The sequence below is a fragment of the Mycobacterium malmoense genome, assembly GCF_019645855.1.
Lineage (GTDB): Bacteria > Actinomycetota > Actinomycetes > Mycobacteriales > Mycobacteriaceae > Mycobacterium > Mycobacterium malmoense.
This window is the reverse complement of the sequence record NZ_CP080999.1, coordinates 1249251-1263080: the sequence shown is the minus strand read 5'-3', so window position 1 is coordinate 1263080 and position 13830 is coordinate 1249251. Positions and strand designations below refer to the sequence as shown.

The 13830-nt window shown below is 66.1% G+C and carries 13 protein-coding genes; 3 read left to right on the top strand and 10 right to left on the bottom strand.

Translation table 11 applies throughout. The annotated features are described in order from the left end of the window. Positions 1–10 precede the first annotated feature (10 nt). Together K3U93_RS05950 and K3U93_RS25620 are read left to right on the top strand one after the other, a co-directional pair. On the top strand, positions 11–523 hold the full coding sequence (locus K3U93_RS05950; protein ID WP_083012323.1) for a DUF302 domain-containing protein: 513 nt from the start codon (positions 11–13) through the stop codon (positions 521–523). A gap of 223 nt (positions 524–746) precedes the next feature. Then, positions 747–1709, top strand: coding sequence for a hypothetical protein (locus K3U93_RS25620; RefSeq protein ID WP_230981586.1), 963 nt, complete (start codon positions 747–749; stop codon positions 1707–1709). 239 nt (positions 1710–1948) lie between these two features. Here K3U93_RS25620 and K3U93_RS05940 read toward each other — a convergent pair whose 3' ends face one another. The 6 genes from K3U93_RS05940 to K3U93_RS05915 form a co-directional block, all read right to left on the bottom strand. Beyond that, positions 1949–2155: a hypothetical protein gene (locus tag K3U93_RS05940; RefSeq protein WP_083012320.1), complete on the bottom strand. Its 207-nt coding sequence runs from the start codon at positions 2153–2155 to the stop codon at positions 1949–1951. A gap of 49 nt (positions 2156–2204) precedes the next feature. After that, positions 2205–3494 (bottom strand): fatty acid desaturase family protein, encoded by a 1290-nt coding sequence (locus K3U93_RS05935; protein ID WP_083012318.1) that lies wholly within the window; start codon positions 3492–3494, stop codon positions 2205–2207. Positions 3495–3575: 81 nt separating this feature from the next. After that, positions 3576–4712: a ferredoxin reductase gene (locus K3U93_RS05930; RefSeq protein ID WP_071510961.1), complete on the bottom strand. Its 1137-nt coding sequence runs from the start codon at positions 4710–4712 to the stop codon at positions 3576–3578. Between the two features lie 121 nt (positions 4713–4833). Beyond that, positions 4834–5373, bottom strand: a complete 540-nt coding sequence (locus tag K3U93_RS05925; RefSeq protein ID WP_083012315.1) for a DUF6912 family protein — start codon at positions 5371–5373, stop codon at positions 4834–4836. After that, entirely contained in the window at positions 5373–6239 is an 867-nt protein-coding gene (gene ppk2, locus K3U93_RS05920) for a polyphosphate kinase 2 (protein WP_083012312.1), read from the bottom strand. The genes K3U93_RS05925 and ppk2 overlap by 1 nt, the downstream gene beginning before the upstream one ends. Before the next feature lie 43 nt (positions 6240–6282). Continuing rightward, positions 6283–7689 (bottom strand): WS/DGAT/MGAT family O-acyltransferase, encoded by a 1407-nt coding sequence (locus K3U93_RS05915; RefSeq protein WP_083012310.1) that lies wholly within the window; start codon positions 7687–7689, stop codon positions 6283–6285. Between the two features lie 249 nt (positions 7690–7938). Between K3U93_RS05915 and K3U93_RS05910 the strand changes: the two genes are divergently transcribed. Next, on the top strand, positions 7939–8433 hold the full coding sequence (locus K3U93_RS05910; RefSeq protein ID WP_083012344.1) for an Rv3235 family protein: 495 nt from the start codon (positions 7939–7941) through the stop codon (positions 8431–8433). Between the two features lie 12 nt (positions 8434–8445). Here the strand turns inward: K3U93_RS05910 and K3U93_RS05905 are convergent, their stop codons facing one another. From K3U93_RS05905 to hpf, 4 genes are all read right to left on the bottom strand, one after another. Beyond that, on the bottom strand, positions 8446–9600 hold the full coding sequence (locus K3U93_RS05905; protein WP_071510965.1) for a cation:proton antiporter: 1155 nt from the start codon (positions 9598–9600) through the stop codon (positions 8446–8448). Positions 9601–9604: 4 nt separating this feature from the next. Continuing rightward, positions 9605–10087, bottom strand: a complete 483-nt coding sequence (locus tag K3U93_RS05900; RefSeq protein ID WP_083012307.1) for a cation:proton antiporter regulatory subunit — start codon at positions 10085–10087, stop codon at positions 9605–9607. Between the two features lie 71 nt (positions 10088–10158). Next, on the bottom strand, positions 10159–12981 hold the full coding sequence (gene secA / locus K3U93_RS05895; RefSeq protein WP_083012305.1) for a preprotein translocase subunit SecA: 2823 nt from the start codon (positions 12979–12981) through the stop codon (positions 10159–10161). Positions 12982–13055: 74 nt separating this feature from the next. Continuing rightward, on the bottom strand, positions 13056–13733 hold the full coding sequence (hpf, locus tag K3U93_RS05890; protein ID WP_071510968.1) for a ribosome hibernation-promoting factor, HPF/YfiA family: 678 nt from the start codon (positions 13731–13733) through the stop codon (positions 13056–13058). Positions 13734–13830: the final 97 nt, after the last annotated feature.

Below are 13830 nucleotides of genomic sequence, written 5' to 3'. Positions count from 1 at the left end.
GGAGGTCACCATGACCCTGTCCTCGGCGGTTGCACACGAGATCCGGTTCGACGGTGTGCGCGTGCGCTACGACAGTGACAAGAGCTACGACGAACTGCTCACCGCGTTGCTGGCCGACATCGGCGAGAAGCCGGTGCCGATCAACGAGTTCGCCACCACTGCCGGCGGCTGGCAGGAATATCAGCAACGGGCCGAGTCCTACGTCGGCCCAAGCGGATTCATGCTCTTCTCACTCATCGACCATGGGGCGTGGATCACCAAGGCCGGCATCGAGCGCAAGGTGATGCGCGTGATCCTCGGCAACCCGCTGATCGCCATCACGATGTTGCGCCACGACGTGACAGCGGGCTTGTTCGCCCCTGTCGAGGTGCTCGTGATGGACGAGGGCGACAGCCGCAGCAGCCTGACCTACGTCAAGCCGTCGTCGCTGATGGTTGTCGAGCCCAATCCCGAATTGCTCAGCGCGGCAAGGGAACTTGACGCCAAATTGGCAGCACTGGCCGAAAAGGTGGCAAGTAACTGAACTTGAAACAGCACGCAGCCTGTACGGACCGTCGAAGATGTGCGAAGGCGGCGGGACGACTCGCAAGCGTCGCCGAGCGATTGATCTAAGTGTCCCCGACACGACAGAGCAGCACTCCCCACTCCTCCCCGAGACCAGGCGATCGGAGCCCCTGCGGACAGGAAGCATGGGCAAATTTGGTCGAACGCTCGTCCAAGACAGTGTGAACTCCTATTGTCATAGCATGCCGACCAGAGCTCGGCTTGGCACTGCATTCGCTGCGACCTGTGTGGCGCTAGCGGTACCAATGCTTGGCGCCTGCGCCGGCAATACGGGTACTGTCGCCACCAAGACGGTCACGGCGACAGCAGCCCCCACCACCACGTCCACCACATCGCAGCGAGACGCGCTCGCCGCGTGGCACGACGCGACGCTAGTACCAGCACAAGAGGTACACGATGGACTGAGCAAGATCTCCACGGCTGCAGACGCTGGCGATCTCACCACCATGGGCATTGCTTGCCAGGAAGTGCACGATGCGGTCGCGGAGTTCCAGCAGCACCTGCCAAGCCCCGATCCTGAGCTAAACGCTCAACTGCAGAAAGCCCTCAGCGACTACAACGCCGCCGCGAGCATCTGCACCACGGCAGTCGAAAACCACAACATTGATGACTTTCAACAGGGGGCCACCCTTGTCAGCGAGGGGGACACCTACATGGGCAACGTCCTAAAAATTTTGGAGCGCGATCTAGGGGAGTCGTCGAACTCACCAGCGCCCCCAAGCCCTTCATCTCCGAGCATTGCCGCGAAGGCCGAAGATCCCGAGGCGGCAAGCCTGCAACAGCTGCAGCAACTCGCGAGCTCAGACAGCCCTTTCGTTAAAGCCGAACTTGCCAATTGGTGGGTCCCACAACTCAGCTCCAAGAGACCGGGGGTCGTAGACGACGGCGTCGTGTGGGATAACGTACGAACGCTGCAGGAACACCTTCAGTTACGCCAGCAATATCCCAGGGTAAGACTGCTTTGGTCGGGCGACTGGTCGACATTCTCCGCGCCGGACTTCTGGGTCACCGTTGCGGGCGTCACCTTCCCCGAGTCGTCCGGTGCGCTGACATGGTGCAGTAACCAAGGTCTCGACTCCGACCACTGCGCCGCCAAGATCGTCAGCACGACGCACCCCATCGAGGGAAGCACCGCCTATAGCTGAGGAGTGCAGCAATCTGCAGGGACTGGGCTCGTCCGTCAAGCGAAGAGCGGTATCGCCCTGAAGCGGTCAATCAGAGCCAGTCGCGCCGCGTCGGGGTCCCCGACCGCCATGCTGTAGGTCAGCACCACTGCATCATTCTTCCGCGTTAGGTAACGCTTCGATCATTCGACGAGGTCGTTGTTTGGCGGCCCTATGGCGTCATTGCTGCAGGCAGGTAGCAGGCTTGCCGGACCTCCATGTCAGGGCAGCGCCAACAGTCGCAGGACACTGCGTCGTCCGCCGAAGGCACGCAGCGCCTCGAAATCCGAAATATAGAGGGTGACTTGGTCTGTCACAGAAACCAGGTCGCCGAGCTGTACGGATCCGATCGTTGGGGTGATCAACCGGAGCGCAAGCGTCGCCGAGCGTGCGTGTCTGTACACCGACACGCCGCGCGAGGCGTACATCTGCGCACGCTCGCGGGCTAGGGCAGGGAGCTCGCGGGCTAGGGCAGGGCTAGGCCGCCAGGTCGTTGCCTAGCGGCCGCCGCGCTTGCCTCTTGGCACGCTTGCCGCGGCGCCAACCGCGCACCGTGGCGATGGCGGTCTTCAGGCCACGCCGGCGTCCGGTAGCCGGGTCGGTGCCGGCGAAACCGGGCTCCAGCGCAGCGAACATCCGCTCGCTGCGGGTCTCCGGCGCGTCGTCGGCATCGTCGAACAGGTACTTGTTGGGCAGCGACAGCTTGGCCAGGGTGCGCCAGGTCTTGGCGTACTGCAGCAGGAATGAGCCTGTGGTGTAGGGCAAGTCGTACTTGTCGCAGATCTGGCGCACCCGCACCGAGATCTCGTGCAGCCGGTTGCTCGGCAGGTCGGGATACAGGTGGTGCTCGATCTGGTGGCACAGGTTGCCGCTCATGAAGCGCAGCACCGGGCCGGCCTCGAAGTTCGCACTGCCCAGCATCTGGCGCAGGTACCACTGGCCCTTCGTTTCGCCGATCATGTCGGTCTTGGTGAATTTCTCTGCGCCATCGGGGAAATGCCCGCAGAAGATGACGGCGTTGGCCCACACGTTGCGGATCACGTTGGCAGTCGCGTTGGCCGTCAACGCGGACCGGTACGTCGCACCGGGCGACAGCGAGGTCAGCGCCGGGAACGCGACGTAGTCCTTGAGCACCTGCCGACCGGCCTTGGCCAGGAACTCGTCGACCCGTTGCCGGGCTTCGTCGTGGCCCAACCGCTTCTTAAGGATCTTGCCGATCTCGACGTGCTGCAGGCCGACGCCCCATTCAAAGAGAAGCGCGAGCAAGGTGTTGTAAAGCAGGTTGAAAATGTTGAAGCGCTTCCAGCGCTGGTCGCGGGTGACGCGCAGCAACCCGTAGCCGACGTCGTCGTCCATCCCGAGGATGTTGGTGTACTTGTGGTGCACGAAGTTGTGGGTGTAGCGCCAGTGCTTGGACGACCCGCTCATGTCCCATTCCCACGTCGAGGAATGAATCTCCGGATCGTTCATCCAGTCCCACTGGCCGTGCATGACGTTGTGGCCGATCTCCATGTTCTCGACGATCTTGGCCACACCGAGGGTCACAGTCCCCGCCCACCACGCCGAACGCCGCGAACTGGCCGCCAGCAGCAGCCGACCGGCCACCTCCAGAGCGCGCTGCGCCGCGATGGTGCGACGGATATAGCGGGCGTCCCGCGCGCCGCGAGAGTCTTCCACGTCCTGGCGGATAGTGTCGAGCTCGGCGGCCAGGTTTTCGATGTCGGCGTCCGTCAGATGGGCGAATACGTCGACGTCTGTGATCGCCATCGTTATCTCCCTGCGGTCGTTGTCCGGTCGCTACCTACGCTATCGTAACCTACGAACCCGTAGGTTACCTGTGAGTAGCCTTTAAATGTCGAGCACACAATCACCGGATGCGGCCGATACACAGGTCTGCACCCGGGTTCCGGGATCGTGCTCGGCGCCGGTCCGCAGATCGCGGACGTGGCCGTCCACCAGGCCCACCACGCACGACTGACAGATGCCCATCCGGCAGCCGAACGGCATCTGCACGCCGACGCCTTCACCGGCGTCCATCAACGACGTCGCGGCATCGGCGGCCACGCTACGGTCGCTTCGCGCGAAAGTGACGGTCCCGCCCGCCCCGGCGGGCGCGGCCTTGGACACCGCGAATCGCTCCAGGTGCAACCGGTCTCCGATGCCCGCCGACGACCAGACCTTCTCGGCCTGGGTGAGCAGGCCCTCCGGCCCGCACGCCCAGGTCTGGCGCTCGCGCCAGTCCGGCACCTCTTGGTCGAGCGCGGCGAGGTCGAGCCGACCCTGTGTGCGGGTCTCCCGAAGCTGCAAGCGATAGCCCGGCTGGTCGGCCGCCAGCGCGGCCAACTCGGCACGAAACATCACGTCCGATTCGGTGGGCGCGGAATGCAGGTGGGCGATGTCACCAATTTGGTTGCGGCGCACCAATGTTCGCAGCATCGACATCACCGGCGTTATCCCGGAACCGGCGGTGAGGAACAGGATCGACGGTGGCGCCGGGTCGGGCAGCACGAAATTGCCCTGAGGCGCCGCCAGCCGCACGATGGTCCCCGGCTCGACGCCGGCCACCAGGTGGGTGGACAGGAACCCTTCGGGCATCGCCTTGACGGTGATGGTCACCGTGCGCGCAGCGGCAACGGGGCTCGATGTCAGCGAATACGATCGCCAGCGCCAGCGACCGTCGACCAACAGCCCGATCCCCATGTACTGGCCCGGCTGGTAGTCGAAGCTGAAGCCCCAGCCCGGTTTGATCACCAGGGTCGCGGAGTCTTCGGTCTCCCGGCGGACCTCAAGGATGCGGCCCCGCAATTCCCGCGCCGACCACAGCGGATTGGCCAGATGCAGATAGTCGTCGGGCAACAACGGCGTCGTGATGCGCGCGGCTATCTTGCGCAGCGCGTGCCAGCCTGGATGCCTGTCGGCGCCGGCGACGGTGGGGCGCCTGGTGTCGACCACATTGCCAGTAATCGATGCGTATTTCTTGCTCATTAGGAAGCTCCTGCTCACGATGCGGCGTTTGGCTTCCGCTCACTCCGGCTAGAGGCTACGGTACCGTAACCTACGGCACCGTATCCAGGATCGACGGCCAGAAACGCGTCACATCCGACCGTCAAAGCAGGTCGAGCAGAAATGGCAGCTCCTGGTTCGCATACCAGGCCAGATCGTGGTCCAGCGCATCGCCGACGACCAGGTCGGCATCCTCGTCGCCCAGGTCGGCGGCGTCGATAACCTCGATCGCCTTGGTGACGGCCGCCTCGGCGGCGGCGTTGTCGACGTACGCGGCGATCACCTGGTCGATCGTGACGGGCGCACCGAGCCTGACGACGGCGTCGTCGAGATCGGGGCGGTACTTGGCCCCGGATTCGTCCAAGTCGACCTCGGCGGCCAGCACCGCGCGCCGGGGCGGCAGGGCGGCACCGGTGACGCCAGCCTCGCCGGCCTCGTCGGCCTGGGCCGCCAGCAGCCGCAGCGACGCCAGGGCCGCCTCGCGCAGCGCCACCTCGGCGAGCTCGTCGTCATCGCCCTGGGCGTAGGCCTCCCGCAACGTCGGCGTCACCGCGAACGCGGTGCCGTTGATGGGCCACAACGACCCCTCGTCGACGAGCTGCTGCAACATCGCCAGGGTGGCCGGGATGTAGACCAGGATCATTACTCCTCGATCAAGGTGGACGCGTAGTCGCCGACGTAGGTCGACAGCTCACGCGGCGGGCGGTGGTAGTTCTCGCTCACGATCGGATGTTTCGGCAGTTTGACCTTGGGCCATTCCACGTCGTGGTATTCGATCGTGGATAGCAGATGGGCCATCATGTTCAGCCGCGCGTGCTTCTTGATATCCGATTCGACGACGTACCACGGGCTGATGGGGGTATCGGTGTGCACCATCATCTCGTCTTTGGCGCGCGAATAGTCCTCCCACCGATACACCGATTCCAGGTCCATCGTGCTGAGTTTCCATTGCCGCACAGGGTCATTCAGTCGCGCCTTGAACCTGCGCAGCTGTTCGGCCTCGGAGACCGAGAACCAATATTTGCGCAGCAAAATCCCGTCGTCGATGAGCATCTGCTCGAAAATCGGCGTCTGTCGCAAAAACAGCACATACTCTTGCGGCGTACAGAACCCCATGACTTTCTCGATGCCGGCGCGGTTGTACCACGACCGATCGAACAGCACGATCTCCCCTTTGGCCGGCAGGTGGGCGATATAGCGCTGGTAATACCACTCGCCGTGTTCCCGCTCTGTCGGCATCGGCAACGCGGCGACCCGGACCACCCGCGGACTCAGGTACTCGGTGATCCGTTTGATGACGCCGCCCTTGCCGGCCGCGTCACGACCTTCGAAGATAACCACCAGACGCTCCCCGGAATGGCGCACCCATTCCTGCAGCTTCACGAATTCTGTTTGTAGCCTGAATAATTCGGCCTCGTAGACGGCGTCGGAAATCTTGCGCGCGGCCGGCGGGGTCGATTTCGTTTTCTTCGCCCTCGCCGACGCGCTGTCGTTTGTCGCGGTGCTCACATCAACGAATACTAGATCCACACAGCAATTTTCACCCCGACTACTACCGGGAAGCTTCCAGCAGTTCCTCCAGCGATTGGCCCAACAGGCCCGGCAGCAGGTCGACGTCGCTCATCGCCTCGCGATCGGCGTTGATTCCGAAATACAGCATGCCGTTATACGACGTCACACTGATCGCCAATGCCTGGTTGTGCAGCAGCGGCGGCACCGCGTAGGTCTCCAACAACTTGGTGCCGGCGATGTACATCTGCGACTGGGCCCCCGGGGCGTTGGTGATCAACAGGTTGAACGTCCGCTTGGAGAAGCTCGGGAAGCTGGTGGCGACCCGGATACCCATGGCGTGCAGGGTGGGCGGCGCAAAACCCGACAGGGTGACGATCGTCCTGGCGTCGACCAGGCTGGCGGCGGTCGGGTTCGATTCGGTGGCGTGGGCGATCTGCGACAGCCGTACCACCGGATTCGGCTCCCCCACCGGCAGATCGACCAGAAACGGCGTGACCTGACTGATCGCCTGGCCCGGGCCGGCCGAGTCGAGTTGGCCATCGGCATAGACCGACAGCGGCGCCATCGCCCGGACCGTCGCGGTCGGCGACACCGCCACCCCACGCGACAGCAGCCAGTTGCCCAGCGCGCCGGCCACCACGGCGAGCACCACATCGTTGACGTCACAGTCATAGCGCGCGCGCACGGTGCGGTAGTCCTCGAGGCTGCCGCGAGCGACCGTGAACCGCCGATGACGCGAAACGGTCGCGTTGAGCGGGCTGCTGGGCGCCGTGCCGCGCGCCACCGCGCGGGCGATGTCGAGGACGCGGCGGCCCGCGTCCAGCAGTTCGCCATAGTTCGTCAGCCGCCCCACCACGGCTTGGAGCTGTGTACCCGGCCCCACCAGCCAGTCGCCGATCGCGCCCAACACCAGCCGAGTGTGGCCGGGGTCGCGTTCCGGTATCCAGATGTCTTCGGGGAAGGGCGGTGGATGCCTGGTCCGGTCGGCGATGACGTGGTTGATCTCCAGCGCCCTCATCCCGTTGATCAGCGCCTGGTGCGACTTGGTGTAGAGGGCCACCCGGTTTTTGGCCAGGCCCTCCACCAGGTACATCTCCCACAAGGGCCGCGACTTGTCCAGCGGCCGCGCGGCCAGCCGCGCGACCAGCTCGTGCAGCTGCTCGTCGCTGCCCGGCGAGGGCAGCGCCGAGCGCCTCACGTGATAGGTGATGTCGAAGTCGCTGTCGTCGATCCACACGGGCCTGGCCATGCCGATTCGCACTTCCCGGACCTTCTGCCGGTAGCGCGGTATCTGAGGCAACCGCTGTTCGACGGTGGCCAAAAGCGTCTCGTAGCTCAATCCGGCGCGCGGACGGCGCAGGATCGCCAGGGATCCGACGTACATCGGGGTGGCGGTGTTCTCCAGTCGATAGAAGGACGCGTCCGCCGGAGACAGCCGGGTCACCATTGCGGCGCTGTCCTCCTTGTCAATTCGTCCTCGATTCGTGGGCCGGACCGATGTACCCGCCCACGGTAATCGTCCGGGCGAGGCACAGCTCAGCGCGGGTACGCGCGGGCTCGAGTTGTGCCATGATGACCACTGACCAACCACCGTCTGCCACTCTCCAGCGGGCTCACATTCCACCGATGAATTGGAGAGTGCGCGTTGACCATGAGTCCCGTCGTGAGCCCGCACGGCCGCGGCGCCTTCGCCGTCATGCCCGTCGTCGACTACGAGCCGGCAACGCGCGACGTGCCCCGGTGCCGGCAGTCGTCCCGCGCGACGCTGCGCCGCGCCGCGCGGACGCCGCGCCGGCCTTACACCGGGCAACCCAGCAGGGAACCGAAACCGCCGACGCCGGTCACGTCCGCGCCGATGCGACGGGCCGCGGCCTTCGCCGACGCCGCGCTGCGCCGGGTGCTGGAAGTCATCGACCGCCGCCGTCCCGTTGCCCAGCTGCGGCCCATGCTGGCGCCGGGCCTGGTGGATTCCGTGCTCTCGATCGGCCGCGCGGCGGCCGGGCACGAGGGCGCCGCGGTGCTGCGCCGGACGCGGCTGCAACCGGCCGGGCACCGCGATCCCGACACCGCGGCCGAGGTTTTCGGCTGCTACAGCCGCGGCGAGCGGATCCACGCCATCGCCTGCCGCGTGGAACAGGTGCGGGCCGGCGCCGGTACCCGGTGGCTGGTGGTCGCCCTGCACATCGGCTGACCGCCGACTGGATTAGTTCGCGGGTCCGGCGGCCGGCAGTGGACCGCCCGTAAAACGGGCCAGCACCGGACCGACGATCGCCATGACGAAGACGTACGACGTCGCCAGCGCCGCCACCACGGGGATGGACGTGCCGACCAATCCGATGATGATCAACGAGAATTCGCCCCTGGCAATGAGCGCGGTGCCCGCGCGCAACTGCCCGCGCCGTGCCACGCCGTCGCGCCGGGCCGCGACGATCCCGGTGGCCACCTTCGTCGCCGCGGTGGCGGCGGCCAGCACCAGCGCCACCGGAAGCATCGGAACGAGCTCGTGCGGGTCCACCGAAAGCCCGATCGCCAGGAAAAAGATGGCGGCGAACAAATCGCGCAGTGGGCCCAACACCCTGCGCGCCCGGTCCGCCGTTTCGCCAGTCAAGGTGAGGCCCACCAGGAACGCGCCGACGGCGGCCGACGCATGCAGGGATTCGGCCACCGCCGCCACCATCAGCGTGATGCCCAGGACCCTGAGCAACAGTTGCTCGGAATCGGGGTGTTCGACCAGCCGGCCGACGTGATGGCCCCAGCGGTAGGACGCGGCAAATGCCGCCACCAGCGCGCCGACCGCGACCACCATGCCGGCGACGGCCACCGGCACGCTGCCCCCCGAGGCGAGGACCGCGAACAGCGGCAGATAGGCCGCCATCGCGAAGTCCTCGAGAACCAGCACCGACAGCACGGCCGGCGTCTCCCGGTTACCGAGCCGGCCCAGGTCCTCCAGCAGGCGCGCGATGACACCCGACGAGGAGATGTAGGTGACCCCGGCCAGGGCCAGGATGGCGACTCCGTCCAATCCCAGCAGCCAGCCGGCCACCGCGCCGGGTGTGGCGTTGAGGACGATGTCGACACCGGCGGACGGCAGGTGGTGCCGCAGGCTGCTGGCGAATTCGTTCGCCGAGAATTCCAGCCCCAGGGTCAGCAGCAGCAACACGATGCCGATGGGCGCGCCGGTCGTGACGAATTCACCGGCCGCGGCCACCGGCAGCAGGCCGCCCTTGCCCAGGGAGAGGCCCGCCAGCAGATACACCGGGATCGGGGACAACGCGAACCGGCGCGCGGCGGCGCCCAATATGGCGAGAATGGCCAGGAGGGCGCCGAGCTGGAATAGCAGCGCCCCCGAAATTTGCATCGGCTCAGCCCTTATCGATGATCTGCTCGACCGCGGCGATGCCGTCTTCGGTGCCGATCACGATCAGAACGTCTTGCGCGCGCAGCATTTCGCTCGGACCGGGCGAGGCCAACACTTCCTCGTTGCGCACGATGGCGACGATCGACGCCCCGGTGCGGGTGCGGGCGTGGGTGTCTCCCAATGGGTGGCCCACGAATGGGCTGCCGGCCACGATGTGGACCTGTCCGGTCTCGAGCCCGGGCACTTGCCGGGAAAGTTCGGTGAACCGCTCGGCGATGCGCGGCGCGCCCAGGATCTGGGCCACGGCCTCGGCCTCGTCGTCGGTCAGGTGCAGGACCGGCCGGGCCTGATCGGGATCGTCGGGGCCGTACAGGACGACGTCGAAATCGCCGGCGCGGCGCGCGACGATGCCGATCCGGTCACCCTTGTGGCTGGTGAATTCGTATCGGAGGCCGACGCCCGGCAGCAACACCTCCTTGACATCCATGCCCTCAATCCTTGCAGTTGCGCGGCATCGGCGTCAGCGGGTGTACGGAAACGTCCGGAATCGTGTCGCGGTCAGCGCCCCTTCACCGATTTCGGCGGCTTGGCACCGCGTCCCTGCCGCCGCTTGGCCTCCCGCCGCTCGCGTCGGCTGGTGCCGGCCGAGGTCGTGGCCGCGCCACCGCCGTTGCGTTGCACCTGCGCCGAACCGTCCTCGGACGGGCCGGAATAGGTCAGGGCGGGCGCCTCATCCTCAATTCCCTTGGCGCGCAACGTGCTTAGCGCCTCCTCGCGCACCGCGGGCGCACCACCCTCCCCGTCCTGCTGGCCGGCGGCCGTCGCCAATTCCGCCAGCCCCTCGGGTGTTTGCACCGGAGCGACCCGCGGGGCGGGCACCGCCTCCACGCTGACGTTGAACAAGAAGCCGACCGACTCCTCTTTCAGGCCGTCGAGCATGGCCATGAACATGTCGTAGCCCTCGCGCTGGTACTCCACCAGCGGGTCGCGCTGCGCCATCGCCCGCAGCCCGATGCCCTCCTTGAGGTAGTCCATCTCGTAGAGGTGCTCGCGCCACTTGCGGTCGATCACATTGAGCAACACGTTGCGTTCCAGCTGGCGCATCGCACCCTCACCGGCCAGTTCCTCGAGTTCGGCTTCCCTTGCGGCATAAGCGCGTTCGGCATCTTCGCGCAGCGCGTCGAGCAGCTCGTCGCGGGTGAGGTCGTCGCGGTCGGATTCCTCGTCCTGACGGGTCAGGCTCTCGTGCGTGATCCCCACCGGGTAGAGCGTCTTGAGCGCCGACCACAACGCGTCCAGGTCCCAATCCTCGGCGTAACCGTCGGCGGTCGCGCCGTCGACGTAGGCGGTGACGACGTCGCGCACCATGTCCAGCGCCTGCTCCTTGAGGTTCTCGCCCTCCAGGATGCGACGGCGCTCGGCGTAGATCACCTTGCGCTGCTGGTTCATCACCTCGTCGTATTTGAGGACGTTCTTTCTGACCTCGAAGTTCTGCTGCTCGACCTGGGTCTGCGCGCTCTTGATCGCGCGGGTCACCATCTTGTTCTCGATCGGCACGTCGTCGGGCAGGTTCAGCCGGTTGAGCATCGCCTCCAGCGCGGCGCCGTTGAAGCGGCGCATCAGCTCGTCGCTCAGCGACAGGTAAAAGCGGGACTCGCCCGGGTCGCCCTGGCGGCCCGAACGGCCGCGCAGCTGGTTGTCGATGCGCCGCGACTCGTGCCGTTCGGTGCCCAGCACGTACAGGCCGCCGGCCTCGACCACGTCGGCGGCCTCCTTGCCGGCCTCCTCCTTGACGAGCGGCAGCTCCTGGTGCCACGCGGCCTCGTACTCGTCGGGGGTTTCCACCGGATCCAGGCCGCGGGCGCGCAGCCGCTGGTCGGTGAGGAAGTCGACGTTGCCGCCCAGCACGATGTCGGTGCCGCGGCCGGCCATGTTGGTGGCGACGGTGATGCCGCCGCGGCGGCCCGCCACCGCGACGATGGTGGCCTCCTGCTCGTGGTACTTGGCGTTGAGCACGTTGTGCGGGAGGCGCCGCTTGGTGAACTGCCGCGACAGGTACTCCGAGCGCTCCACGCTGGTGGTGCCGATCAGCACCGGCTGGCCCTTCTCGTAGCGCTCGGCGACGTCGTCGACCACCGCGATGTATTTGGCTTCCTCGGTCTTGTAGATGAGGTCGGACTGGTCGGTGCGGATCATCGGCTTGTTGGTCGGGATGCTGACCACGCCGAGCTTGTAGATCTCGTGCAGCTCGGCCGCCTCGGTCTGGGCGGTGCCGGTCATGCCGGCGAGCTTGTCGTAGAGCCGGAAGTAGTTCTGCAGCGTGATGGTGGCCAGCGTCTGGTTCTCGGCCTTGATCTCGACGTGCTCCTTGGCCTCGATGGCCTGGTGCATGCCCTCGTTGTAGCGGCGCCCGATCAGCACGCGGCCGGTGAACTCGTCGACGATGAGCACCTCGCCGTCGCGGACGATGTAGTCCTTGTCGCGGTTGAACAGCTCCTTGGCCTTCAGCGCGTTGTTCAGGTAGCTGACCAGCGGCGAGTTGGCGGCCTCGTAGAGGTTGTCGATGCCGAGCTGGTCCTCGACGAATTCCACGCCCTTTTCGTGCACGCCGACGGTCCGCTTGCGCAGGTCGACCTCGTAGTGGGTGTCCTTTTCCATCAGCGGCGCCAACCGGGCGAACTCCGTGTACCAATTGGAGGCCCCGTCGGCGGGCCCGGAGATGATCAGCGGGGTGCGGGCCTCGTCGATCAGGATGGAGTCGACCTCGTCGACGATGGCGAAGTTGTGCCCGCGCTGCACCAGGTCGTCGAGCGAGTGCGCCATGTTGTCACGCAGGTAGTCGAAGCCGAACTCGTTGTTGGTGCCGTAGGTGATGTCGGCGTTGTAGGCCACCCGGCGTTCGTCGGGCGTCATGGGCGCCAGGATCACCCCGACCTGCAGCCCGAGGAAGCGGTGTACGCGACCCATCCATTCGCTGTCGCGTTTGGCCAGGTAGTCGTTGACGGTGACGATGTGCACGCCCTCGCCGGCCAGCGCGTTGAGGTAGGCGGGCAGCACACAGGTCAGGGTCTTGCCCTCACCGGTCTTCATCTCGGCGACGTTGCCCAGGTGCAGCGCGGCGGCGCCCATCACCTGCACGTCGAACGGGCGCTGGTCGAGCACCCGCCAGGCGGCCTCCCGGGCCACGGCGAACGCCTCGGGCAGCAGGTCGTCGAGGGTTTCGCCCTCTTCGAGACGCTTCTTGAACTCGTCGGTCTTGGCCCGCAGCTCCGCATCGGTCAGCTTCTCGACGTCGTCGGACAACGTGTTGACATAGTCGGCCACCTTTTTGAGGCGCTTGACCATGCGACCTTCACCAAGGCGCAGCAACTTCGACAGCACAGCTATGTCCCCTGTGGGTTGGATTCTTCGGCGCCGTCCATCCTAGGTGACCGGCCGCGATGACCGCCCGAACGTCACGCCAAGCGGATCAGGCCGTAATCGTAGGCGTGGCGGCGGTAGACGACCGACGGCCGTTCGGTCTGCTTGTCGTAGAACAAGAAAAAGTCGTGCCCGACGCGCTCCATCTCGTAGAGCGCGTCGTCGACCGTCATCGGCCTGGCCTGGTGCTCCTTGGTGCGCACCACCCGCCCCGGCCCGTGCTCGTCGGGGCCGGAGCCGTCATGTTGGTGCGGCTCCACCGGTTCGGTGGTGAAGGCTTTCCCGGGGAGCGGGGTCACCGCGGTGGCGGCGGCCAGCGAAACCGGGGTCTTGTCGCCGTAGTGGACCTTGCGGCGGTCCTTGACGCGGCGCAGCCGGCTCTCCAGTTTGTCGACCGCGGACTCGAAGGCGGCATAGAAGCTGTCGGCGCAGGCCTCCGCCCGGCTCACCGGCCCGCGGCCCCGGGCGGTGATTTCGACGCGTTGACACGACTTGCGCTGACGCCGGTTGGGTGCGTGCTTGAGCTCCACGTCGAAGAGATAGATGGAGCGATCGAAGCGTTCGAGGCGGGCGAGTTTTTGCGAGACGTAGACGCGGTAGTGATCGGGGATTTCGACGTTGCGGCCCTTGAACACGACCTCGGCGTTGGCTGTCGGTTCGGCCGGCCCGCCGGTTTCCGCCGGCGGTTGGTCCAGAATCTGACCGGAATCCACGGTAAGCCTTGACATACGTGACAACTCGTTTCTCTTTCCACGTCGCACGCGCTGCGTGCCGGCTTTCTTATATAGACGCGCCGACGGGGTTGGAACG

What these genes read in the sequence shown, in the direction of transcription:
- K3U93_RS05930 (WP_071510961.1), bottom strand. Translation starts at nt 4,712, where the DNA reads ATGAGCAAGAAATACGCATCGATTACTGGCAATGTGGTCGACACCAGG.
- K3U93_RS05950 (WP_083012323.1), top strand. Translation starts at nt 11, where the DNA reads ATGACCCTGTCCTCGGCGGTTGCACACGAGATCCGGTTCGACGGTGTG.
- K3U93_RS05935 (WP_083012318.1), bottom strand. Translation starts at nt 3,494, where the DNA reads ATGGCGATCACAGACGTCGACGTATTCGCCCATCTGACGGACGCCGAC.
- K3U93_RS05900 (WP_083012307.1), bottom strand. Translation starts at nt 10,087, where the DNA reads ATGGATGTCAAGGAGGTGTTGCTGCCGGGCGTCGGCCTCCGATACGAA.
- K3U93_RS05905 (WP_071510965.1), bottom strand. Translation starts at nt 9,600, where the DNA reads ATGCAAATTTCGGGGGCGCTGCTATTCCAGCTCGGCGCCCTCCTGGCC.
- K3U93_RS05925 (WP_083012315.1), bottom strand. Translation starts at nt 5,373, where the DNA reads ATGATCCTGGTCTACATCCCGGCCACCCTGGCGATGTTGCAGCAGCTC.
- K3U93_RS25620 (WP_230981586.1), top strand. Translation starts at nt 747, where the DNA reads ATGCCGACCAGAGCTCGGCTTGGCACTGCATTCGCTGCGACCTGTGTG.
- K3U93_RS05910 (WP_083012344.1), top strand. Translation starts at nt 7,939, where the DNA reads ATGCCCGTCGTCGACTACGAGCCGGCAACGCGCGACGTGCCCCGGTGC.
- K3U93_RS05915 (WP_083012310.1), bottom strand. Translation starts at nt 7,689, where the DNA reads ATGGTGACCCGGCTGTCTCCGGCGGACGCGTCCTTCTATCGACTGGAG.
- K3U93_RS05940 (WP_083012320.1), bottom strand. Translation starts at nt 2,155, where the DNA reads ATGTACGCCTCGCGCGGCGTGTCGGTGTACAGACACGCACGCTCGGCG.